General features: G+C 71.5%; 15 protein-coding genes and 1 pseudogene. 8 read left to right on the plus strand and 8 right to left on the minus strand.

Annotated features, from left to right (window positions below; translation table 11 throughout):
* Positions 1-426: 426 nt before the first annotated feature.
* Positions 427-2,247 (minus strand): VanW family protein, encoded by a 1,821-nt coding sequence (locus tag PSH03_RS22825; protein ID WP_238690373.1) that lies wholly within the window; start codon positions 2,245-2,247, stop codon positions 427-429.
* A gap of 182 nt (positions 2,248-2,429) precedes the next feature.
* Here PSH03_RS22825 and nudC point away from each other — a divergent pair.
* A pseudogene (gene nudC, locus PSH03_RS22830) lies at positions 2,430-3,346 on the plus strand (NAD(+) diphosphatase).
* Here nudC and PSH03_RS22835 read toward each other — a convergent pair.
* Complete coding sequence (locus PSH03_RS22835) at positions 3,243-4,583, minus strand: lipopolysaccharide biosynthesis protein (protein ID WP_372494842.1); 1,341 nt, start codon at positions 4,581-4,583, stop codon at positions 3,243-3,245. The pseudogene nudC and the gene PSH03_RS22835 sit on opposite strands and share 104 nt — an antisense overlap.
* A complete protein-coding gene (locus PSH03_RS22840; RefSeq protein WP_238690374.1) occupies positions 4,580-8,950 on the minus strand; it encodes an alpha-(1->3)-arabinofuranosyltransferase in 4,371 nt (1,456 codons plus the stop codon). The genes PSH03_RS22835 and PSH03_RS22840 overlap by 4 nt, the downstream gene beginning before the upstream one ends.
* 167 nt (positions 8,951-9,117) lie before the next feature.
* Here PSH03_RS22840 and PSH03_RS22845 point away from each other — a divergent pair, with 167 nt between their 5' ends.
* Genes PSH03_RS22845 through PSH03_RS22855 form a run of 3 tightly spaced genes read left to right on the plus strand, consistent with a single transcriptional unit; the run spans position 9,118 to position 12,974 of the window.
* Positions 9,118-10,998, plus strand: coding sequence for a glycosyltransferase family protein (locus tag PSH03_RS22845; RefSeq protein ID WP_372494849.1), 1,881 nt, complete (start codon positions 9,118-9,120; stop codon positions 10,996-10,998).
* Positions 10,999-12,744 carry an MmpA family trehalose lipid delivery protein gene (locus PSH03_RS22850; protein ID WP_210780724.1) on the plus strand — a complete coding sequence of 582 codons (1,746 nt, stop codon included), beginning with the start codon at positions 10,999-11,001 and terminating at the stop codon, positions 12,742-12,744.
* A 35-nt stretch (positions 12,745-12,779) separates the two neighbouring features.
* Positions 12,780-12,974 (plus strand): hypothetical protein, encoded by a 195-nt coding sequence (locus tag PSH03_RS22855; protein WP_112589285.1) that lies wholly within the window; start codon positions 12,780-12,782, stop codon positions 12,972-12,974.
* Here the strand turns inward: PSH03_RS22855 and PSH03_RS22860 are convergent.
* Entirely contained in the window at positions 12,959-14,137 is a 1,179-nt protein-coding gene (locus tag PSH03_RS22860; RefSeq protein ID WP_210780917.1) for a glycosyltransferase family 4 protein, read from the minus strand. The two genes, PSH03_RS22855 and PSH03_RS22860, sit on opposite strands and share 16 nt — an antisense overlap.
* Before the next feature lie 109 nt (positions 14,138-14,246).
* A complete protein-coding gene (locus PSH03_RS22865) occupies positions 14,247-15,512 on the minus strand; it encodes an acyltransferase family protein (RefSeq protein WP_210780725.1) in 1,266 nt (421 codons plus the stop codon).
* 111 nt (positions 15,513-15,623) lie between these two features.
* On the opposite strand from PSH03_RS22865, the gene pgfA reads away from it, so the two are divergent.
* From pgfA to PSH03_RS22880, 3 genes are all read left to right on the plus strand, one after another.
* Positions 15,624-16,820, plus strand: coding sequence for a cell envelope lipid trafficking protein PgfA (gene pgfA / locus PSH03_RS22870; RefSeq protein ID WP_210780726.1), 1,197 nt, complete (start codon positions 15,624-15,626; stop codon positions 16,818-16,820).
* A gap of 396 nt (positions 16,821-17,216) precedes the next feature.
* Complete coding sequence (locus PSH03_RS22875) at positions 17,217-17,840, plus strand: DUF6230 family protein (RefSeq protein WP_112700053.1); 624 nt, start codon at positions 17,217-17,219, stop codon at positions 17,838-17,840.
* A gap of 87 nt (positions 17,841-17,927) precedes the next feature.
* Positions 17,928-19,415, plus strand: a complete 1,488-nt coding sequence (locus tag PSH03_RS22880) for a DUF6114 domain-containing protein (RefSeq protein ID WP_210780727.1) — start codon at positions 17,928-17,930, stop codon at positions 19,413-19,415.
* A gap of 121 nt (positions 19,416-19,536) precedes the next feature.
* Here the strand turns inward: PSH03_RS22880 and PSH03_RS22885 are convergent, their stop codons facing one another.
* Positions 19,537-21,207 carry a DUF885 domain-containing protein gene (locus PSH03_RS22885; protein WP_210780728.1) on the minus strand — a complete coding sequence of 557 codons (1,671 nt, stop codon included), beginning with the start codon at positions 21,205-21,207 and terminating at the stop codon, positions 19,537-19,539.
* Positions 21,208-21,337: 130 nt separating this feature from the next.
* On the opposite strand from PSH03_RS22885, the gene PSH03_RS22890 reads away from it, so the two are divergent.
* Positions 21,338-22,318, plus strand: coding sequence for a DMT family transporter (locus tag PSH03_RS22890; protein ID WP_210780729.1), 981 nt, complete (start codon positions 21,338-21,340; stop codon positions 22,316-22,318).
* A 30-nt stretch (positions 22,319-22,348) separates the two neighbouring features.
* Here the strand turns inward: PSH03_RS22890 and PSH03_RS22895 are convergent, their stop codons facing one another.
* Together PSH03_RS22895 and PSH03_RS22900 are read right to left on the minus strand one after the other, a co-directional pair.
* Entirely contained in the window at positions 22,349-23,422 is a 1,074-nt protein-coding gene (locus PSH03_RS22895) for a PHP domain-containing protein (RefSeq protein WP_112639235.1), read from the minus strand.
* Position 23,423: 1 nt separating this feature from the next.
* Positions 23,424-24,185, minus strand: a complete 762-nt coding sequence (locus PSH03_RS22900; RefSeq protein ID WP_238690376.1) for a M23 family metallopeptidase — start codon at positions 24,183-24,185, stop codon at positions 23,424-23,426.
* Between the last annotated feature and the right edge of the window lie 17 nt (positions 24,186-24,202).

The following is a 24,202-nucleotide window of genomic DNA, read 5'->3' on the forward strand; positions in this document are numbered from 1 at the left end:
AAGCCCTCCAGCGCCGATGGTACTGCACTCGTGAGGGTGTGGGAGAGTAGGACGCCGCCGGACAATCTTCCAGATTAGGCCACTCCCACCGGGGGTGGCCTAATCTGCGTTTCCCCCTGGGGTCTGCCCCGCGCTCCATCTCACCCCCGCGATCTTGCAGTTTCTGCGGCGACAAACCGGCTCAGAGTTCGCGTTACGACGACCGAAAGTGCAAGATCGCGGCGGTTCAGGGCTCGGTCTGGCGCTCGGGGCTAGGCTCGGCCTCGGGAGACGCGCACGGTCCCGATGCCACCGCAGGGCGGCAAGCGCAATGGACACGGCGGCAACACCGGTGACCTGACGCCGGACCTGAGCTGACCCCAGACCCTGAGCTGGACCCGGAGCAGGGCGGCCTCAGGGAAGGATCGACCCGGAACGGTTGGAGCCTCAGGGCGTCTTCGGCCCGCAGACGTAGCGGGGCTCCGCGTCGTAGCGCCAGGAGAACTTCTCCCGCTTGACCACCACGCCGCCCTTCTTGATGACCCGGAAGGCGTCCTGGGTGAAGCCGTTGATGCCGTTGGTCTCGATGCAGGAGGGGCCGGGAGCCAGATGGATCTGCTTCGGCGTCGTGATGTTGCGGCGCGGCCCGTACTCGGTCTTCACGCTGTCGTAGATCTTCGTGCTCCAGATCGACACGGTGATCGTGCTGGAGGTGTACGACGTGTCGATGAGCACGCCGTACTCGGTGTTGTTGCGGAACTTGAAGTCCAGGTTCGGCCAGAAGATCGTCGACTCGATGACCGCCGGGTACCTGTCGAACCAGTACGAGTGCGGCTTGTGCTCGACGTCTTCCAAGCCGGCGTAGTAGGTCGCGTTGAACAGCGTGGTGGTGAACTGCGAGGTGCCGCCGCCGACGCCCGGCACCAGTTTGCCATCGAGGATGACAGGTGCGTCCCGGTAGCCCTGGGCGTAGCCGCGCTCGCCGGTGTGCCCGTTGAGCGAGAACGTCTTCCCAGGTAGTACGACGGTGCCGTCCACCTTCCTCGCGATGGTCGCGATGTTCTGACTGCGCGACGAGGCCATGCCGCCGGTGAACCGGGTGGTGAAGGTCGACACCCGCTCCTTGATGCCCAGGCCGGCGAGCTTCTCCGCGGTCAGCTGCGGCGGCGTCGGCTTCAACTCGCCGGTCACCTCGCGGCCGTCCGCCTTCGGTAGCACGGCCAGCAGGTCTCGACCGAGGGCTGCCGTGTCCAGCTGCTGCCCGGATCGCCCCTCCTTGGCGGTGGGCCGGCCACCGGAAATCGTCATGGTGGCGTCCTTCGGCGGCACCTCGATGGCGGCCAGTTTGTCGCCGAGCGCCGCTCGCAGCCGCTTGACGTCCACCGAGGGAGTGAGCTTGCCGGTCTTGTCGGCGCCGAACCGGAGGCTCTTCGCGATGGCGGCGGGCGGGATCGACACCTGACCCTTGCTGGTGCGCAGGGTGACCGGCGCGGCGACCGCCGGCTTCGCCAGCTCGCTGACCATCCGGTCCAACTCCTCCGGAGTGGTGGCCGGGTGGGTCTCCACCAGGGGCACGGTGACCGGGGCGCCGGCCAGCCAGCCGGCGCGGACCACCTCGGCGGAACGCTCCGGGTTCAGAGCCAGCCCAGGCTTGGGCTGTACGACCTTCGGCGTGGTGCCCTGATAGGTGATCGCCGGCATCGTCATGCCCTGGGCCTGGTTGCCGAGCACCTTACGGAGCGCGTCGTCCAATCGGCCCACGTCGACGGTCACCACCGGCTCGACGGTGCGGGAGCCGACCAGCCGGCTGACCGGGTGGGCGTCGGCCTCAGCGGCTGCCGCGACGGTCGCCGGGACGTCGACGGTCAGCCCCACGTCGGCGGGGTTGATCTCGGCGGTGCGTCCGTCGACGGTGACCTTCAGCGGCGTGGCGAGGGTTGCCGCCCGGCGGTCCAGCTCCGCCCGCAACTCCCGGTCGGCGTCCGCGCGGCTCCGGCCGCCCAGTTCGGTGCCGAGCACGGTGGTGCCACGGGGAACGTCACCGGCGTACGCCCAGGCGCCGGCACCCGCCACGGCGGCGAGGACGCCACCGGTTATGCCGGCGGCGAGCAGCATGCGCACCCGACGCGTCCGGCGCGGGCCGCCGTCCGGCTCGCCGGGAGCGGCTGTGGTGGCCGGCTCAGCTCCGTCGTCCGGCCAGGTGACCGCGGTGACCTGCACCGTGGGCCGGTCGTCGGCGGGTGGACTGTTTTCGCCGTACAGCGTCACTGCAACCTCGATCGCCAGGGTGCCGCAGGAGGTCCTCCCTCCCGGAGGCACCTACGGTAACGAATGCCCGGCCGTCCTCGTCGGCTACGCCCACCAGGCGCTGCTACCGCGTGTCGTTCGGCGTGTCGCACCGGTCCGGGGGCGGTGCCGACGACCCACCGCCGACGTGGCACGGTGACCGGGTGGACACTGCGGAGCGGGTGTTGGCGTACGGGGGCGGATCGCTGGACCGCGCTGGACCGTTGCGCACCGATCCGACGCGGTTGGGCGTGCTGCTCACCGAGGCGACCAGCGTGCTGCTGCCGATGTGGCGGGACCGTTGTCTCGTGGACGGGCACGGGCCGGTTCGGCTCAGCGCGGAGCGCGCGGCGCTGGTCCGGTCCGCCGCCGGCGAGACCGTCTTCCTGGGGCTCGACGGGGAGGCCGCCGTGTTCACCGCGGACCTCTCCGCGCTCCCCGAGCGGTCCGCCGTCGAGATGGCCGGTGCGGTGCGGTCCGTCGACGTGCGGGCACTGGTCGGGCGGCTCGAACCCGGCGACGCGTCCGTCCTGGCGTACGCCAGGGGTTGTTGCACTGGCACCGGCAGCAGCGATTCTGCGGGACGTGCGGCGCGCCGGCCGTCGCCGGCGGCGGCGGGCACCTGCGGACCTGCACCGGCATGGAGTGCGGACGTCTGCTGTTCCCCCGGATCGAGCCGGCCGTCATCGTGTTGGTCGAGGCGCCCGCCCGGTCGGGGCGCTGTCTGCTGGCCCGGCACGCGGGCGCGGCCGAGGACGCGTACTCGACGCTGGCCGGCTTCGTCGAGATCGGCGAGAGCCTGGAGGACGCGGTCCGCCGGGAGATGGGCGAGGAGGCGGGCGTGACAGTCACCGACGTGACCTACCAGGGGTCACAGGCGTGGCCGTTCCCCGCCGGCCTGATGGTGGGCTTCCGGGCCACCGCGACCTCCGACGAGGTACGCGTGGACGGCGAGGAGTTGTTGGAGGCGCGCTGGTTCACCCGGGCGGAGCTGCGGGGCCGGGTGGCCTCGGGTCGTCCGCTCGGTCGGGTGGACTCGATCGACCACCGACTGCTGACGGACTGGCTCGCGGAGGGCTAGTCGGCTGGGCCGCCGGAACCGGCGCGGGCCGACGGGCCGTCACCGCCATCAGCGCGGTGGTGACGATGGCAGTGCCCACCGCCGCGAGGAGGAGACCGGGGACGGTGTGTGGCCGGAGGGTCGCGGTGACGGCCACCAGGCCGGCCACACCCACCCACAGCGGTGCCGCTGCCCAGCGTGCGCCGGCCGCGAGGCGGTCGTTGAGCAGCACGAACGTCACCGCGTAGAGCGCACCGACCGCCGCGAAGACTGGCGCGTACCGGCCCAGGTGGTCGTAGTCGGGCCCACCGGCGAGGCGGAACGCGAGCCCTCCGGCGAGCGTCGAGGCGAGGACCAGCACCACGCCACACCCGCCTGTCACCGCGAGCGCAACCGTTCGGCTGCGCCGGTCACCGCGGGCCAGCCTAGGTAGGGCGAGGACGGCGGCGACCTGCGGTGCCCAGAGCGCACCCTTGCTCAGGACGGTGCCGACTGAGTACGCCCCGGAATCCGACGGGGACAGCAGTTGCCGGGACAGCAGCAGGTCGGCGTAGGAGACGACGAGCATCGCCAGCGTCGCACCGCAGCCGGCAACGACCTGAGCGACGGTCAGCCGTGGGGCGGTGGACGACCGTTGGGGCTCGCGGGCGAGTCGGGCCAGCACCGCAGGGGTGAGGACAGCGGTCAACGCGCCGACCGCCAGCGCGCCGGTCGGTCCCGCGCCGAGCAGCAATCCGGCGAGCACGCCGCCGTAGCGGCCGGCGGCGAGCACGGCCATCCCGACGGCGAGTCGTACGAAGCGTTGGCCACCCTGCAACTCTCCGAGGGACCGGGAGGAGAGCACGATCGCCGCGGCGGTGACCGCCAGCAGCGCGGGCATCTCTACCGGGAGATCCAGGGCGGTGACCAGCAGTGGTGTCGCCGCGACGAGGGTCCCCGCGCACACTGCCGCGGTGACAGCGGTGAGCCGCCGAGTGTCGGAGGCGCCGTGCCGGGCGCGGTGCACGGCGACGGCCAGTTGCAGGCCGAGCCCGGGCACACCGACGATGGCCACCAGACCGAGGGCGGTGGCGAGCGCGCTGAGGTCGGCCGGGTCGAGCCGCCGGGCGGCCAGCACCGGCACCAGGTACGCCAGGCCGTTGACCAGGACCCCGGCCACTGTGACGCTGACCCCGGCAGCGCCGAGGCCCGTACTCCATCCGCGTGTCAGCTCCGTCTGGGCCGTCCTCTCCCGACGGGCGGGTCGTCGGAAGCTCACGTGATCTCGGAGAAGGTCGGGAGCTGCCCGTCGGCTGGTCCAGCCGACTGGCCGGGCCCCGCCGGCTCGGTGGCGTCCGGCTCGGCCGGGTACGGCTTCGGTCCCTCCGCGAGCAGCGCAGCCGCCGCAACCGCTGGGGTCGCGGCGGTCGGCCTGGCCCGGCGTACGGGCCGTCGTCGGGCGGCGGTGGAGAGCCAGAGGGCACCCAGGGCGACGACGATGGTGAGTTGCACGAGCGCGTCGGTGTTCCGTCGTGTCGAGTCGAGGTAGAGCAACCCGGCGAGCAGGACGAGCGCGCCGGGGAGCCAGGTCTCGACGGCCCGGCTGATCGTCCTGGCCCGGCGTGGGTCGGCCGGCCAGGGCAGGCGGCGTGGGCCGGGTACCGCCAGCATGAATCCGGCCGCGACCAGCAGGCCGCCGATGAGGCCGCTCCACAGCACCAGCGCGGCGGCCCCGACGGCAAGCAGCGGCAGCGAGCGGGTGACCCGACGTCGGCCGCGCGGTGGGACGGTCGCCGAGGTTCGCCCGGTGGGCTGTCGGGCGGGCACCACAGCGAGCAGGACCACCACGGCGAGCAGAACGCCGCCGAGGAGAAGCCCCACCCGGTACGGCGTGTCCGGTGCGAAACGCAACAGCACCTCTCCGGACGCGCCGGCGGGAAGGATCCAGCCCTGCTGCCATCCGTCCACCACCAGTGGTTTCAGCGTCCGTCCGCCGATGGTTGCCTGCCAGCCGGTGTTGGTGTTCTCCCGTACGGCGAGCACCCGGTCGACGGGGTGACCGGCCACCCGCACCCGTCGCTCGGTGGCCGCCCAGGATTCGATCTCGGTGCCGCTGGCGGTCGCCGAGGTCGGGGTGGTCGTCTTCGGTACCAGGGCGACCCTGGTGGGCGAGGCCAGCTGGCTCGGGGTGGCGACGATCCGGTGCTCCCCGCGGCCCAGGTCAAGCTGCCGGGGCGTGGCCCGGCCGCACGGCGTCACCGGCATCTCGCGCATTTCCAGCAGGTCGCGGAGCGTGCCGCGCAGCGTGGTGGTGACCCGCGCCGCGCCGATCTGGAGCGTCGGCCCCGATCCGCAGGCCAGCGCCAGTGGTGCGTCGGAACGCGGTCCGACGGTGGGCGCTCCGGGTAACACTGTCACCTCGCCGACCGCGATCGGCAACCGCTCCGGCAACCGCAGCTTGTACGGGTCGGTGCTGGTGGCGGACGGTTTGTCGAGGAACTGGATGGTGATCTCGTCGGTCCGCATCGGCGGGTCCAGGCGGAGCAGCCCGTCGTCGCCGAGCAGGCTGCTGCGGAAGCCGTCGTCGCCGACCACCCGCACACTGCCGAGACGGGTGGCGGGTGTCTTATCGTCGACGGAGAAGCGGAGCCCGGTGATGGTCTGCGGCTTGAGCCACTTGAGTCGCAGGATCGGTGCCTCGTCGTCGATCGCCGGTGACCAACTGGTGGCCGGGTTTCCGTCGAGTGCCGCCCCGGCCCGGCCGGTCGGGTCGGGCACTGCCGTCGAGGAGGCGCTGATCTGCGCCGCGAGCCGCAGCGGTTGCGCGTCGGTCACCAACTTGTCGAGGGCGTTGTCCAGGTCGGGGCCGGCCGTGGGCCGCGCCCACAGCTTGGCGTCGTACGCGCCGGCCGCCGGCAGGGTCAGGGTCCGGTCGATGGTGGACCCGTCCTCGGAACCACGGATGGCGTCGGTGGAGCAGCGCGGGTACCCGTCGACGGAGAAGCAGGCCGGCGTGGTGGGTGCCGCGGACACGACGACGGTCGCCGGTCGGTCGGTGACCGGTGCGGCGGGCAGGACCAGGGTGCGGCTGGTCTGGATGCCCGGAATCTTGATCTCGGCGATGCCGACCGAGCCGTTTCCGAACGGACGCAGGTCGTACGCGCTGTCGACCGAGACCCGGACCTCGCGGGTGGCGTGGACACCGGGCAGTTCGAACACCATGTGGTCGCTGAACTGTTCGACGGTGCTGCTCTCGTACCCGGCGCTGACGGTCACCGTCGTGGGCAGGGCATCGGCCTTCAGGTCGAACCACACCTCGACCCGGGTGACAGTCGTCGGGTTGGCGAGGCCCACCTCGATCCACTGTTGGTCGCTGGGCGAGTACGGCGCGGACTGCCAGGAGGTCGCCGGGTTGCCGTCCATCGCCGCGTACGGCTGGTGCTCGGGGCGGGCACCGCCGGGGGAGTCCACCTGGGAACGGGCGGTGGAGGTGCGGATCGCGTTGATGCCCTCGAAACGGGCGACGGTGGAGTGCTCTGCGCCCCACTCGGGCAGGTAGTCGTGGGCGGGCGCGGTGACCTCGAAGGTGTCGTCGGCGGTCAACGTCTGGGAGGTGTTGTCCCGCAGTCCGCCGAACGACACGTCCCGCCTGCGCAGACCATCGGTCATCGCCACCGGTCCGGCGACGTCGGCGGTCGACGCGTCGCCGGCCAGGACGGTGGGCGCCGGGCCGAGCTGCCCCGCCGCGGCGAGGTCGAGCAGTGATTCGGGGCCGCCGACAACAGTGGTCACGTCGGTTCTGTCGTAGGCGACCACCGGCTCGACGGGCCGGTCGACCCGGTAGACCTCCAGCGCCCGGACGGGCACGTCGAGCCCGTGGTCGCGGAACTCGTCGGGGGACGAGGGCCCGCCGCGCAGGGGGCCGAAGGACGTGACGCGGGTCAACCCGGGTGAGCGCTCCAGCGCCTGCCGGACCACCGCTGGGCGGGCCGTGTCGGAGCGGCCGTGGTCGAGGTCGGCGCGGAACAGGACGTGGCTGATTCCGGATCGGGCCAGCAGGTCCGCCAGGCCGGTCGATCCGGCGCCGGTGGCGAGCGTCGCCTCGATCACGTCCAGCAGTCGGATCGTGGTCGGTGGGGTGAAGGGGATGGCGTTGCGTACCGCCCACCGACTGTTGAGCAGCGGCTGGGTGATCTCGTCGGTGGTGTTGCCCCAGTCGTACGACGGAAAACGCGCCCCGGGTACGACGAGCACCCGCCCGAGCCCCGTGTTCGCGTCGAGCCAGTCGGTGGCGTCGTGCCAGTAGCCGGGCACCTCCTTCACGCTGCCCGGGGTGGCGAGACCGCCCGCGAGGGCGGGTGTGGCGACCGCCGTGACGGCGACGATGGCGGTGCCGGCGGTCAGCCAGGCGCGTGCGACGGTTCGCCGACGGTGCCGCGCGGGCGCGGTGCGCGCCGCCCGGACGGCCAACCCGATCAGGTGCGCCATGCCCAGGCACAGGGGTAGGCGGAGCAGGACGTCGAACTTGTGCACGTTGCGCAGGGGTGCGCCGACGCCGTCGAGGAACTCCCGCTGTGGCCCGGCGAGGATGTTCGGCAGGTCGCCGACATGCCCGAGGCCGACGAGCGCGACGCCGAGCACCAGACCGGTGATGAGGAACCGGCGGTGCGGCATCCCCCGTCGGGACAGCCCGAGCACACCGAGGGCGGCGACCGCCAGGGTGGCGGCGACCAGCACCGCCTCGTTGGCGAGTCGCGCACCGGACGGGATGGTCGGTCCGAACGGGGAGGCCAGGTAGGCGACCCAGTAGGAGGCGCCGCGCAGGGTGGTCACCCCGTCGGTGACGCTCGTGGTGTTTCGGGCGGTCTCGATGTAGTCCAGGAAGGGTGGGCTGTACCGCCCGAGGACCAGCAGCGGAACCAACCACCACGCGGTGGCCAGGGCCACCGCGCCACACCAGGCGGCGATGGCGGTGACCCGGCGGCGTACGGGCTGGACGGTGGCGAGCCAGAGCAGGGCCAGTGGCACCACAGCGAACACGGCAGTGGCGTTGACGCCACCGGCGCAGGCGACGGCGATGGCTGACGCGGCGACGGCGCGTCGCAGTCGCGTGCCGGCGGCGAGACCGACGAGTGGAATGAGCACCCAGGGGGCGACGGCGCTGGGCCAGGCTTCCACCGAGGACCAGCCGAGCTGGGTGAGGATGCGCGGTGACAGCGCGAAGGCGACGCCGGCGATCATGCGCCCGGCGGGCGTTCCGATGTTGAGCCGGCCCGCCAGGCGCACGGCCCCCAGGTAGGCGACACAGAAGAGCAGTGCCCACCACAGCCGCTGCACCACCCACGGCGCGAGGCCGGACTCCGACCCGAGCAGGAAGAACGGGCCCATCGGCCAGAGATAGCCGTACGCCTGGTTCTGTAGTTGGCCGAACGTGCCGGTGGGGTCCCACAGGTGCAGCGAGCGGAGCAGCCACCCGGCCGGGTTGACGAACAGGTCGACCTTGGTGTCCGGGACGACCTGGCCCGGGGCCTGCTGGAAGGCGAGGGCGGTGAGAGCGATGCAGATGACCAGGTGCCGGAACCGTCGGGCCGTGTGCCGGCTCCGGCTGGACCCCGGAGCGGCGCCACTGGCCACCTCTGCACGCATTTCGGCTCCTGTCTTCACCGGCCGGACGCGCACCTGCAGCCGACGACTGTCGCGCGACGTTATCCGGACCGGGCACGGACGGGCGACCAGGGGCGCTGCGGTGGCGTTATCGGGAGAACGGCCGTCCCCACGGCGTGTAAGCGTGTGGCAGGCTGCCGACCATGTCAATGCCAGAAGCTGAGGCCGAGACGCATCCGGAACGCGTCTCGTCCGACGGCGACGGGCCCGGGCCGATCGGCCGATGGCTCCGCGCCGACCCTGTCCGCGCCGTGGCGATCGCCCTCATCGCGGTGTCCGTCGCCTGGCGCGCCGGCCTCGCCACCCGTGGTTGGTTCTCGCAGGACGAGTTCGTCATCGCCGCCCAGGTCCTCGACACCGGGCTGGACGCGGACTATCTCCTGCGTACGTTCAACAACCACCTCATGCCCGGCGGCCTGTTTGTGGCGTGGGCGATGGTGCGGGCGGCGGGCTTCGCCACCTGGCCGTGGGTGTTGCTGCTGGCGGTTGGCCAGGCGGCGACCGGGATCGCTGTGTACCGGCTGCTGCGCGATCTGCTCCGGCCAAGCTGGGGCCTGCTCATTCCGTTGTGCCTGTTCGTGTTCTGCCCACTGACGCTCGAGGTCTCCTCGCTGTGGTTGGTCGGGCTGCTCGTGCTGCCGATGCAGTTGGCCCTGGTCATGGCGGTGGCAGCCCAGGTCCGTTACGTGCGGACCGGTCGCCTGCGGCACCTCGTGGCGGTCGCGCTCTGGCTGGTGTTCGGCCTGCTCTTCGACACCAAGTCCCTGCTGATCGTGCCGTTGCTGTTCCTGCTGACCGTCTTCCTCTTCACCTCCGGTGGAGTGTGGCGCAGTCTCGCCACGGCGATCCGCCGGCACTGGCCGGCCTGGCTGATGCTCAGCGCGCTGTCGGGGGGATACCTGGCGTTCTACCTGACCCGTCCCGCCGCCCGCCAACTGGACGAACCCGCGTCCGTCGGTCCGGTCTTCAACTTCCTCGGTGACCTGGTCGGCGAGACAGTGGTGCCGGGTCTGCTCGGAGGTCCCTGGCGCTGGACCTACGCCGGTGACGGCCCCCCGCTCGTCGACCCGTACGACATCGCCAAGTGGTTGTCGTGGGCGGTGCTGGCGACGCTCGTCGTGGTCACCGTCCGGCGGCGTCCGTCGGCCGGCCGGGCCTGGCTGCTGCTCACCTCCTATCTCGGTCTGGTCGCCGCGCTCTTCGCCGTCACCCGGCTGGGCGGGCCGCTCGGCCCTCTGGTCGGCGTCGTCCCCCGGTACGTCGCCGACGTGGTGCTGGTCGCCGCGATCTGTGTGGGCGCGGCCCTGCTGGGGATCAAGGACACCGACGAGGACGAGGTGTCGGCGTGGCCGGTGCCGACGGTCCTGCGGGAGCCGGGCGCGTTCGCTGTCGGCCTGGTCTCGATGATCGTCGTCCTGGCGACCATCGGCGTGGGCACCCTGTGGAGCACTGCCCGTTTCGGGGACAACTGGAGTACGAAGTACGGGCGGGACTATCTCGCGACGACGCAGGCCGAGCTCGCCGCAGCGCCGCCGGGCACCGTCTTCTTCGACACCGCCGTCCCGGACCGGGTGATCGCCGGTTACTTCTGGCCGGACAATCTCCAGTCGCACTTCTTCCGCCCGGCCGAGCGTCGACCCACCTTCGTGACGGAGGCCGCGCGACCGTCGACGTTCGATGATCTCGGCCGGATCCGTCCGGTAGTGGTCCAGGGACGGAAGATCGTGCCCGGCCCGGTGGACGGTTGCGGGCACCTGGCCCAGGGCGGCCGACCCACTCGGATCCCGTTGGACGGGTACCTGGTGGAGTGGCCGTACGCGGTGCACTTCGGCTACCTCAGCTCGGGTGACTCGACAGCGCTGTTCCGGCTCGGCGACGCCACCCGCGAGATCACCCTGCGACGCGGGCTGAACGACCTGTTCTTCCTGTTGGAGGGTGCGGGGGACGCCGTCGAGGTCACCGTCCAGACGCCAGGGGTCGGGGTGTGCACCGAGCTGATCACCGTCGGCCGGGCGGTGCCGGCATCGTGAATGGTTGAGCCGACCGACGGCGTCGAGGCCGCACCGGTTCGGCGAGCGCGGGACACGCTGTCGCTGTACGCGGTCGCGGCGGCCGTCACTGTGGTGGTGCTGGCCCCGCTGGCGACGCCCGGCTACGCGTTGCTGTACGACATGGTGTTCGTACCCCGGCAGCCGTTGACCTGGGATCTCGTGGCCCCGGCGCAGAGTCTGCCCCGGGCGGTGCCGATGGACGCGCTGGTCTCGCTGGTCACCCAGCTCGTGCCGGGCTGGTTGGTGCAGCGGCTGGCGCTCGCCGGGGCGGTCTTCCTCGCGGCGGTCGGCGCCGGCCGGTTGGTGCCGACCGAACGGCGCGCGGTCCGGCTGTTCGCCGCGTTGGCGTACGCGTGGTCGCCGTACCTCGCCGAGCGGTTGCTGATCGGGCAGTGGGGGCTGCTGCTCGCGTACGCCGCGCTGCCCTGGCTGGTGCGGGCGGTGCTGGACCTGCGGGCCGGGCGCGACGGCGCGCTCGCCCGGGTGGTGCTCGCCGCCGCTCCCGCCGCCATCACGCCGACCGGCGGTCTGATCGCGCTGGGCACGGTGCTGGTGCTGACGTCGGACCGGATGCGCGCGCCCCGGTCGCTGCTGGTGTCGCAGCGAATGCATCCGCACCGGTCCCGGCAGGCGTTGGCCGCGGTCGGAGTGCTCAACGCCCCCTGGGTGGTCGCGGCCCTGGTCACCGGTGCCGGGAGTTCCTCGGACCCGGCGGGGGTGGCGGCGTTCGCGGCACGTTCGGAGAACTGGGCCGGTCCGCTGGTGGCGCTGGCCGGCACCGGTGGCATCTGGAGCGCACAGGCCACCCCCGCCAGTCGCGCGGTGCCACTGGTGCCGGTGGCGACCCTCGTGCTGCTGATCCTGGCCGGTGTCGGTGCGGGCCTGCTGCGGCGCCGGCTACCCCCGGGTGGGGTGGCGCGCCTGGCGGTGCTCGCCGGGACCGGTTTCCTGCTCGCCGCCTTCGGGCTGCTCCCCGGCGGGGATGCCGCGCTTCGGTGGGCGGTGGTGCACCTGCCCGGCGCGGGGCTGCTGCGAGATGGGCAGAAGTTCCTGGCGCCGTACGCCCTGCTGCTGGTGGTGTGCGCGGCGTTGGGGGCCGAGCGGCTGGTGGCCCGGATCGACCGGGAGGTGGCCGGGGTGGTCCTGGTCGGGCTGCTGTTCCTGCCGGTGGCGGTCCTGCCGGACCTGGCGTTCGGCGGTGTCGGTCGGCTTCGTCCGGTGAGCTATCCGGCGGAGTGGCAGCGGGTGGCCGAGCACATCGAGGAGGAGCCGGGGGAGATCCTCGCGTTGCCGCTGAGCGCCTACCGGGCGTACCCGTGGAACCCTGGTCGGGTCGTGCTGGACCCGGCGCCCCGCTACCTGCCGGGGACGGTCCTGACCGACGACACGCTCCGGGTCGGCGACGTCGCCGTGGCCGGCGAGAACCCGCGCGTCCGTGAGATGCGCCGGGCGCTGGCCGAGGGCCGGCAGGTCTGGACCACTGGGGTGCGCTGGGTCCTGGTGCAGCACGAGGTCTCCGGCGAGGTCGACTCTCAGGTGCTCGGCGGCCTGGAGCGCGTCCACGACGGACCGTTCCTGACGCTGTACCGCAACCCGGCGACGGTGCGGGAATCGGGCGGGTCGGGGCCGGCCCGACTGGCGGTGGTGGCGGCCCTCAGCGCTGCCCTTCTGGTGGTCATCGCTGCCGCCGTTTCGGCCCTACACCGGCGAGCTACCGCGTGGTAACGTCCGCTCGCACGTCTCGCCATTGGAGGATTGGCATGCGTAGAGCTCTGACCCTGGTCGTGTCTGGCCTGGTGGCGGCGTTGCTGGGGATCCTGGCTCTCGGCGGGATCTCGGCCGCCGCGACCGCCACCGACGAGGAGGCCGCGAGTGAGGCCAAGCTCGTCTCGGAGGCCGCCAAGCGGGCCGGTAAGAAGGACCCGTACGCCCCAGCGGTTTACGGCGACAGGTAGGACGGTTCGCCCCGCTGCTGCACTGGGCGGGGCGACTCCACACTCTTCAGGATCGCCTCGAAGCGCCCACCCGCGGCCTGCCAGGTGAAGCTGGCCGCGTGCTCCCGGGCCTGAGCGCCCATCTCCCGCCGCAGTTCATCCCGGTGCAGGAGCGTGCGCACCTTCATCAGGTAGTCGTCGATGTCGTCGGCCAGCAGGCCGGTACGCCCGTCGACTACCGCTTCGGTGACTCCGCCCGCTCCTCGGAACGCCACAGTCGGGGTGCCCGCCGAACCCGCCTCCACGATCGTGAGCCCCCAGCCCTCCTTGAGGGACGGGGTCAGGGCCACCCAGGCCGAGGCGAGCAGGGCGGCTTTCTCCTCCTCGGTCACGAAGCCCCGGAAGTCCACCCGTTCGGTGATGTCCAGCTCAGCGGCGAGTTCACGCAGGTGCGACTCCCACCAGCCCTGGCCGGCGACGACCAGGCGTAGTTGGGGCAGCTCGTCGGCGAGGGCCGCGACGGCCCGCAGTGCCACCTCCACCCGCTTGTGGGGCACCAGCCGGTTCAGCGTCACGAGCAGCGGGAACGTCGCCCGTTCGGCGTCGGTGTGGGGCAGCGTCGGGGTGCCGTTGTGCACCACGGAGACCTGCTCCGGCGGCACGCCGAGCACTGCCAACTCTCGGCGGGTCGCCTCGGAGACGGTGACGTACCGGCACCGCTGGTAGACGCGTACGGCGAGCGACGATTCGATCCACCAGCCGAACCGGGCAGCCCACTGTGGAAGCACCACTGGCCACTGCTCGCGGTGCACGTGGTGGATCAGCTTGACCACCGGGCGTCGTGCCCACAGCGGGGCGAGGAACGGCAACCCGTTGCAGACGTCGACAAGGACGTCGGGCCGCCCGCCGCGGCGGGCCGCCAGCGGGCCGATGCCCAGCGCGCCCGCGACGTAACAGAGTGCCGCCCAGAGGTAGACGCTGTGTCTGCCACCGCGCCGCACCAGCCGTACGCCCGCCTCGTTGACCTCGTCGGCGGGAGCCTGGCTGTGGGCGGCGCAGAAGAGAGTGGCGCGGAATCCGCGCGCCACCAGTTCGGCGGCGATCCGTTCGACGTACACCTCGGAACCGCCGCCCTCGGGGTTGCGGGTGTCTCGCCAGTTGAGGAACAACACGTTTCCGGGCATGCCGAAGCGACGCTCCACGCGAACCCTACTCTCAAGTAATTTAGCGACCCGCGTCACATTAGGGGCTGGTGTGCCGGCCGGCAATGCCCCGATGGGCCAGCGCTGGGCGCTACCCGCCGACAGTGGGCACCGGAGTGCCAGCCGCGACGGTCGGCGGCGTGGTGGCCGGTGCGGCCACGTCGGTGGCGGAGGTCCCGGACGTCCGCCCACGCCCGGTGGATCGGCGCCGACCCTGCGACCCGAGCAGTTGCAGGGGCCGCTCGACGCCGTAGTAGCTGACCGCTGCGTACACCAGACCGAAGGCCATGGTGAGGGCGAAGGTGTTGAGCAGCCCGCCGGTGAACAGCGGTCGATCGTCGACCAGGTAGATGAGTTCGATGACCATGGGGTGCCACAGGAACAGCCCGTACGAGACCGCGCCGAGCCACCGGGCGGACGAGCTGCCGAAGATCTCCTTGGCCCGGCTCGGCCCGCCGAAGGCCACCGGGATCAGGATCAGTGCCGCGATCACGAGGTAGAGGGCCAGCTTGACGCCGAACTCGGCGGCCGTCGGCTCGGTGAGGTCGCGGGGGCCGGCGACGGGCGTCGTCGCGATCGCCATCAGGCCGACGGCGGCGGCCCAGCAGGTGACCGGTGCCGAGGCCAGGTCGTCCAGGACCCGGAAGGCCGCGGGCGCGGTCCCGGTGCGCAGGGCGACGTGCGCCGCCGCCAGTGCCATGCCGGTGCCGAACCAGGCGGCGTACGAGGGGAACCACATGGTGTGCAGGGCGGCGTCGAGCCAGCCGAGCCCCATCAGGGTGAGCCATCCAGCGGTCAGCAGCGCACTTCCGCTGACGATCACGATGGTCCGGACCGGACGCCAGGACCGGCCGACGGCGAGCACGGCGACCAGCGGCAGGATCAGGTAGAACACGACCTCGGTGGCGAGACTCCAGGTCTGGCTGAGCCCGGCGCGCAACTGCCCGGCCTGGTAGATCTGGGTGAAGGTGAGGTGGCGGATCCAGTCGCCGACGGACGCCTGCCCGTTCTGCGGCAGGACGATCAGGCAGACCACGATCGCCAACCAGTAGGCGGGCAGAATGCGCAGGGCTCGCCGCCACAGGTAGCGCTTGGCGCGGGGTCGGGCCCGTCCCGTCGCGGCGTTGAGCGCCCACGGCCGAAACAGCAGAAACCCGGACAGTACGAAGAAGATGGCGACGCCGACGTCCAGTCGAGCCAGCCAGCCGCCCCAGGGGGTGTTCATGGTGACGGCGGTCTGGAACCCGACGTGGTGACCGACGACCGCCACCGCGCCGATTGCTCGCAGCGCGTCGAGGGCGGGAAGTCGGCCGGTTACCGAAGGCTCCGAAACTGTTGGCGCGGCGGCTGTGGACATCTGGACATCCAGGGGGTCGCTTTGAAGGTGACCGGGGAGTAACCTCCCGCCATGTTAAGGATCGGGTGCCCCGGACAACAGGTCGTAGGGCGGCAGGTTACAGGAGGATGAGTGAAGCTTCGCGTGGGCGCCGCGCTCTTCGGGCTTGGCGTCTTATTGCTGGTCTTCGCGGCCGGGCTGCCGTTTTATGTGGCCCCCGCCGTGACCAAGCTCCCCTACGATCTTGAGCCAACGACGTCCGTCGCCGAGGCGAAGAACGCCAGGTTCCTGAAGATCACGGCCACCGGCAGCTCGGTGAGCATCGAGGTTCCGCAGGGCGACCTGGTGTCCAACGTGGAGGTCATTCCACAGCCCGACGACACCAAGGATCGGCTGCCCGAGGACCTCAAGGGCGACGCGGTGATCTGGGACGTCTACCAGACGGTCCGGCGCACCGACAACCAGGACGTGGTCAGCCAGTACAGCACCGAACTCGCTCTCTACCGGATCTCCGGTGCGGCCGCCTCGTGGAAGGACCAGTGGCTCAACGAGACCGGGGCGGACGGGACTCCGGTCGGCAACGTGAAGTACACCGGCCAGATCTACAAGTTCCCGTTCGGCACCGCCAAGCGCGACTACCAGGTCTTCGACCGTGACCTGAAGCGGGCTGTCCCGGCCAAGTTCGTCGGCACCGAGAAGATCAAGGGCATCGAGGCGTACCGCTTCGAGCAGCGGATCGAGAACGAGGTGCTGGCCACCCCGGAGAGCAGCATCCAGACGCTGGTCGGCAAGTTCGCGCCCGGCGCCACCAGCGGCCAGGTCGTCTACAGCAACATCCGTACGCTCTGGGTGGACCCGGTCACCGGCTCCTACGTGAACGTGCGGGAGCAGCAGCACAAGGAGTTGCGCCCCAACACCGGCACCCCCACGGTGTTGTTGGACGCGGACTTCAACTACACCGACGACACTGTCAGCCGCAGTGTCGAGACGGTCAAGGACAACCGCTTCAAGATCGGCCTGATCAGTTTCTGGGGCCCGATCGTCGCTGGTGTCCTCGGTCTGATCGCTGTCGTCTTCGGTGTGTGGCTGGTGATCCGACCCGAGGGTGGGACGGCCCGGCACCGCGCCGAGCCGGCGGTCGACGATCCGACGCCGACCCGGGTGGACCAGGAACCGGTACGCGACACGGACACCGTCGAGCAGCCCAGGCCGCAGCCGGTCGGCGGGCCACTGAGCGACGAGATCCCGCCGGCTACGACCAACTGGAAGTCGGAGGACCCGACTGTGCCGACCCAGCGACCGGCTCCGGGCGAGGTGGAGCAGCGCTGACGCGCGTACGACCGGACGTACGACCGAGGGGTGGGCCGCGACGCGGTCCGCCCCTCGGCCATGTGGCAACCCGTACGACCTGCGTGCTTTACATTTGTTATTCGATTGTAATTAGTCAATGTAGTGTCACGTTGCGCTGATCCCGCCACCACCCTGCGCCCGTCTTGTGGTCATACAAGAGGGTTGCGAGGCCGAATTCGTTCACTTTCGGTGATGCCCCACCTCCTCCTGGTCGCCTCACTGTTACCGCCCGGTAATCAGGGGGTTGTGACCTGCGCCGCAACGGGTGCACCATCAAGCCCGATGGTTACCAGCCGGTAACAGAACGCGGGCTCCCAGTGCGGGCCGCCCGCTCGGGACCGGCCACTCGCGCGCATCGACCCGAGGAGGAACCCCGTGCAGGATCGGTTGGACAGTCAGGGTCGTACCCGATGGTGGCGTTTCGCCGCCATGATGGTGCCCGCCACGGCGGCTGCCGGTGCCATCCTCTTCGGAATGTCGACCGGCGCGATCGCGTCCGACATCACGGTCTCCGGGCAGACATTCAAGATCGGCGCCGACCGCCTGGAGGGCGACGGCTTCAAGCAGTACGGCGGCATCGTCCGCGAGAAGGGCAAGGACGGGAAGTCCGGGCAGGTCCACCCGATCGCGCTCTCCGAGATCAGCAGCGCCGAGTTGTACAGCCTCTGCCAGTCCGTCCGCGCCGACCTGCCGGGCCTGCCGGTGGTGCTCACCATCAACGCCGGCGAGGGCAAGGAACCCGCCCGCGCCAAGGACCTGCTGATCGCGATGGACTCGTTGAACGGCAACGCGACCTTCACCAACATCAGGATTGGTCGGGACGCCACCGACCTGAACCCGACGGCGCAGGCCGGCTCGTTCGGCCAGAACTCCGACCACGTCACCATCACCAACCTGCAACAGGTGTCCCGCTACACCACGGCGGCCACCTTCAACCTGGTCGGACTCCGACTCAAGGTCAACGTGGGTGACGACGCGAAGGGCAAGGAGTGCTTCTGAGCTGAGCCGAGGCCCGCGGTGGTCGACACCCCGGGCCCATGCCCCCGTCCCCGCTCGGTCCCGTCCCCGCTCGGCCAGGAGGAGTACGTGACAACCGCGAACCCGTCCCACGCCCGGCCCGGTGGTCCGGCTCAGGTGTGGCGGCTCTTCCGCCGCTGGCAGCGCAGCCGGCCGTTCTGGGGCGGGTTGCTCATCGCCCTGGCCGGGCTGGAGATGTTCGCCTCCACCCGGATGACCCTCAACGGTCTCAGCTTCCACAGCGGCGCGACCGGCCTGCTCTCGCTGCTGATCCCGATCATCCTGGTGACCTGTGGCCTGCTGCTCTGGTTCACCCCGGCACAGCGGCTGTTCTACTCGGTCGTCGCGGCGGTCACCGCTGTGTACTCGCTGATCGGGCTCAACCTGGGCGGCTTCTTCGTCGGTCTGCTGCTCGGCATCGTCGGCAGCGCGCTCGCCTTCGCCTGGACCCCGATCCACCCCGCACCACCCACCCCGCAGCCGGCCGGGATCGAGCAGAACGGCGACGACCTGGGCGTGGCCGGCGTCGGTCTGGCCGGCGTCGGCCTGGCTGGTGTTGACAGCGACAGATCCGACAGCGGCGGCGCCGAGCAGGACGGTGTCGTGCCTGTCGATCATTCGGGGGACGGAGCGTCCGACGAGGGTGCGCCGCCCGAACGGCCGGGACGTTCCGCTGATCCGCGAGCCTTCGCCGTCGCTCTCGTGGTGCTCGGCCTGGCGGCCGTCGGCCTGGCCAGCCAGCCCCGAGCGGTCCAGGCCGCACCGAACCGACCGGCCTCGACCGGCTGTCCCACCCCGCCCCGGGCCGTCACCCCGTCGCCCAGTCGCAGCGCGGCCACGCCGACGCCCACCCCGAGCCCGGCGCGGGGCGGCAACGTGATCACCGACATCCTGGACGGGATCGGCGATCTGCTCGGCATTGGGGGCCAAGAGGACCCGGCGCCCCCGGTGCCTCCCACCGCCACGCCGACACCCCGACCGACCAGCACGGCGACGCCCCGCCCGGGCCCCACCGACTGCCCGTCGCAGCCCCCGGGCAAGCCGACCCCGGGCAAACCCGCAACGCCGGCACCCGGCAGGCCGGAAACGGTGCAGCCGGGCAAGCTCCTGCCACGGATCGCCGCCGATCCGGGCCAGCCGACGGTGGCCCAGACGCCGTCGAAGCTCACCGGGTCGTCGGTGCGGATGACCGGGCTGCGGTTCGACGGGGTCACGGACCTGCACACGGTGAAGGGCGACCTCAAGGTGCTGAAGTTCAGCATGCGGGAGGCGGTGACCACCGACTTCCTGCTGCGGGCCGACGGCCCCGCAGGGCGCAACCAGCGGTACGCGACCAACCAGTTGACAGTGCGGGGAGACGTGGCCTTCTACGCGACCCGGTTCGTCGGCCGGCTGCTCGGCATCAAGATCACGCTGACTCCGGATCTGCCGCTACCGGACGGCCTTCCGATCACCTCGCCGATCCCGATCACGTTCACCGACCCCGCCATCGACCTGGCGTACGTCACCAGCGACACGCTGACCGCCCGCCCGGCGTTGGCACTCACCCTCGGCTGAGCGCACCGCCACAGAGCGGCCTCGGGGTGGAGCAGTCGGCCGCGCGAGCGGCCTCGGCTCGGGCGTGGCCGCGCGCGGCGACGGACTCGTCGTACCGTCGGCGCGCGCAGCCACCGCCCGGTCAGAGCCGGGCCAGCGCCCGGCGCAGCGGGTCGAGACCCAGCGCACCCAGGTCCAACGCCTGCCGGTGGAACTCCCGCAGGTCGAAATCGGCGCCCTTGCGGGCCTTGGCGTCCTCGCGGGCCTGGAGCCAGATCCGCTCACCCACCTTGTACGACGGCGCCTGCCCCGGCCAACCCAGGTAGCGGTTCAGCTCGAAGCGCAGGTTCTCGTCCGGAACCCGGCAGTGCGCGCGCATGAACTCCCAGCCCAGCTCGGGCGTCCATCGTTCGCCCGGGTGGAAACCGAACGGATTGTCCTTCGGGATCTCCAGCTCCAGGTGCATGCCGATGTCCACGATCACCCGTGCCGCGCGCATCGCCTGGCCGTCGAGCATGCCCAGCTTGTCGCCCGGATCCTCCAGGTAGCCCAGCTCGTCCATCAGCCGCTCCGAGTAGAGCGCCCAGCCCTCACCGTGCCCGGAGACCCAGCAGAGCAGCCGCTGCCAACGGTTGAGCAGGTCGGCCCGGACGGCGGTCTGCGCCACCTGGAGATGGTGACCCGGCACGCCCTCGTGGTAGACCGTTGTCACCTCCCGCCAGGTGGAGAAGTCGCTGATGCCCTGCGGCACCGCCCACCACATCCGACCGGGGCGGGAGAAGTCCTCACTCGGGCCGGTGTAGTAGATGGCGCCGTCGCTGGTCGGTGCGAGGCAGCACTCGATGCGGCGGACCTGCTCCGGGATGTCGAAGTGGGTGCCGTGCAGCTCGGTGATCGCCTTGTCGGCCAGCGCCTGCATCCAGTCCCGGAATGCCTCCTTGCCCTGGATGGTCCGGGCCGGGTCGGCGTCCAACGTGGTGACGGCCTCGTCGACTGTGGCACCGGAGCCGGCGATGCGCCCCGCCACGACCCGCATCTCCGCCTCCAGGCGGGCCAGCTCCGCGAAGCCCCAGGCGTACGTCTCGTCCAGGTCGACCTTGGCGCCGAGGAAGTACTGCGAGGCGAGTTCGTAGCGCTCCCGGCCGGCGGCCTGCTTGTCCCGCCCGTGCGGGGCCAGCTCGGTACGCAGGAACTGGCCGAACTCGGCTGTCGCCGCGGTCGCCGCCGCCGCACCTCGACGCAGTTCCGAGCCGAGCGTGCCCTCCGCCCCGAGCCGCTCGACCAGCCCGTGGAAGAAGTTGTCACCGGTCGGGTCGACCCAGATGTCGCACTGCTTGGCCACCTCGACCAGCTGCACCTTCGAGCTGACCTCACCGGCGGCGAGAGCCTCACGCAGCGTGGTCTTGTAGCCCTCCAGTGCGGCGCCGAAGCCGTTGAGCCGGGCGGCGATGTTGGCCTGGTCGTCGCTGGTCGCGGTGGGCATCAGGTCGAACACCATGCGGATCTCGTGCAGCCCGCTGGTGATCACGCTGACCTCGCTGGTCACCTCGCCGGCGTCGTACCGGGCGAGGTCCAGGCCGAGCCGTTCCTGCATGGCCTCCTTGGCGGTCCGTTCCGATTCGGTCTCCGGCTCGGTCACCTCCAGCTCGGCGAGGGTCCGGCGGGTGAGGTCCGCGCGCGCGCCGTAGCCGTCGGGCGAGAGGTCGTCGAGCTGGTCGTCATGGCCGGCGATGCCGACGAAGGTGGCGCCGGTGGGGCTCAACGGCGCCCACTCGGCCACGTAGCGGTTGGCGAGTTCATCAATTCGTCCCACGCTGCGACCCTACGTGACCACCCCAGCCCCATGTCGCCGGCGTTTGTCGTGTTCGAGCTGCGGGTTCAGGTGCGGCGTGACGGCCGAAAGGCGCGCGACTTTGTCGCACGGTTGCGGCAGAGTGTCAGGGGTGACCACCGATACCACTCCTGACAAAGCGCCGGTCCGCGCCTGGCTGCCCGGCTTTGTCGCCCTCGCCGCGATCTGGGGTTCCAGCTTTCTCTTCATCAAGGTCGGGGTGGCCGAGCTGCACCCTGTGCAACTCACCCTCTACCGGGTCGTCGCCGGCGCGTTGACACTGCTGGTGGTCCTCGCCGTGCTGCGCGACCGGCTGCCCCGCGAGCCCCGGGTCTGGGCACACCTGACAGTCGTCGCCGCCTTCGGCGTGGCAGTGCCGTTCACCCTCTTCGGCTACGGCGAGCAGCGGGTCGAGTCGATGCTGGCCGGCATCTGGAACGCCACCACGCCGTTGATCGTGCTGCCGATGGCGGTGCTGGTCTTCCGCACCGAGCGGCTCACAGTGCGCCGTGCGGTCGGGCTCGGGCTGGGCTTCGTCGGGGTGCTGGTGGTCCTCGGGGTCTGGGAGGGCATCGGCGGGGCGCACTTCACCGGGCAGCTCATGTGCTTCGGTGCGGCGGCCTGCTACGGCGTGTCCATCCCGTACCAGAAGCGGTTCGTCGCCGGCAGCGCGTACTCGGGTCTGTCGCTCTCCACCGCTCAACTGCTGCTCGCGGCCGCGCAGCTGGCCATCGTCACCCCCTTCGTCGCCGGCCTGCCGCCGCTGCCCACCGAGCTGTCGGCGGGGGTGGTGGCAAGCGTGCTGACCCTCGGCGCGCTCGGCACCGGGCTCGCGTTCGTGATCAACATGCGCAACATCCGGGTGGCCGGTGCGAGCACCGCGTCCACAGTCACGTACCTGATTCCGATCTTCGCGGTGTTGATCGGTGCTCTGGCGCTCGACGAACGCCTCAACTGGCACCAACCGGTCGGCGCGCTGATCGTGCTGCTCGGGGTCGCGGTCTCGCAGGGAATGTTCGGTCGCCGCCGGAGCAGCCCGGTCGTCGGCGTCGGCGCTCCCGCCACACCCGCCGCCGAACCCGCCCGCCGCTGACACACCACCGCCCGACCAGCGCCGGACTGGTCAGGTGCGGTCGTGCGTCCAGGCCACCAGTTGCTCCGCCGACCAGGTGTTGATCACCCGGTCGGCGGGGACGCCGCAGAGGGCGGCGCGTTCACAACCGAATCGTTGCCAGTCGAGTTGGCCGGGCGCGTGCGCGTCGGTGTTGATGGCGAACCGGCAGCCGGCCTCCAGGGCGCGGCGGATCAGGCGTTTCGGCGGGTCCTGCCGCTCCGGCCGAGAGTTGATCTCGACGGCCGTGTCGTGCTCGGCGCAGGCGGCGAAGACGGCGTCCGCGTCGAAGTCGCTCTCCGCCCGGGTACGCGCGCGGTGCCCCCGATCGCCCGGACCGGTCACCCCGGCCGGGCGGGACGACACCATCCGACCGGTGACATGACCGAGGATGTCCAGGTGCGGGTTGGCGACCGCCTTCAGCATGCGCCGGGTCATCTTCGACCGCTCGTCCTTCAGGCCGCTGTGCACCGACCCGACCACCACGTCGAGCCGCGCCAGCAGGTCGTCGTCCTGGTCCAGGGAGCCGTCGGCGAGGATGTCCACCTCGATCCCGGTGAGGATCCGGAAACCCTCGGGCAGCGCCGCGTTGACCTGCGCCACGTGGTCGAGCTGCCGGCGCAGCCGCTCCGCGGTCAGCCCCCGGGCCACCGTCAGCCGCGGCGAGTGGTCGGTCAGCACCAGGTACTCGTGGCCCAACTCCACAGCGGCCAGCGCCATCTCCTCGATCGGTGAGCCGCCGTCGGACCAGTCCGAGTGGGTGTGACAGTCGCCGCGCAGGGCGGCGCGCAGCGCCGTGGCCTCGGCGTCCAGGTCGCTGCCCTCGGTCGCCACCAGCCGGCGGAGGTAGACCGGTTCCTCACCGGCGAGGGACTCCGCCACGCAGCGGGCCGTGACGTCACCGACACCGGCCAGTTCGGTGAGCGTGCCGTTGCCGGCCCGTTCGGTCAGCTCGGCCGCAGGCAGTCCGGCCAGCGCCTTCGCCGCCGACCGGAACGCGCGTACCCGGTAGGTGGCCTCGTTCGCCCGTTCCAGCAGGAACGCGATCCGGCGCAGGTCGGCGATGGGATCTCTCGCGCGAGCCATGTCAGGGCGCCTTCGGGCAGCCGTGCCTGCGTTGCCACGCGGTGACCTCGGCGGCCGGCTCCCGGTTGCCGCCGCGCCGCCACGAGTCCAGGTAACGCGCCGGCCAGATCACCCCGCGCCGGATCCACCAGCCGTCCTTGCCGGCGCACGCCGGCGAGATGCCGAAGTGCACATGACACACGTTGTTCGCGTTGCCGGTGCGGCCCACCTTGCCGAGCTGCTGCCCGGCGCGGACCCGCACCCCGGCCTCGACTCCGCTGGTCACGACACTCAGGTGCGAGCCGTAGTAGCGCACCCCGTCGTCGCCGAGCAGGGCGACCGACAGGCCACCGTTGTTCGGGCCCTGTGGCCCACGCTTGCGGTACCGGTCCACGCGGCTCACCTCCAGCACCGTCCCGTCGGTCACCGCCACGAACGCTTCGCCGCAGTCGGCGAAGAGATCCGTCCCCGGGTACGCCCCGTGCGTCGGGTGGTAGTCGACGTTGTCGGCGCGTACCGGAAAGACGTGCTTGAGCCCGGTGCGGGGTGCAGTCGTCGACGGCCTGGCCGACGACGGCGCCGGGGAGCTCGGGTCGGTCGCCGCCGGCGTGGGCGGCTGCGACGCCGGCTGGTCGGCGGTCGCCCAGACCGAAGGTGGCGTCGGCGCGGCACCGTCGGGCACCCCCGGCCGGGTGGTCGCACAGCCGGCGGCCAGCACCGGGGCGAGCAGCAGCAGGATCGGGTACGCCGGACGAGCGCGGCGGCTGATCGTCGGCGAGGACATCCGGTCATCCTGGCAGA

The sequence above is a fragment of the Micromonospora salmantinae genome, assembly GCF_022230905.1.
In the GTDB taxonomy this organism is placed as follows: Bacteria; Actinomycetota; Actinomycetes; order Mycobacteriales; family Micromonosporaceae; genus Micromonospora; species Micromonospora salmantinae.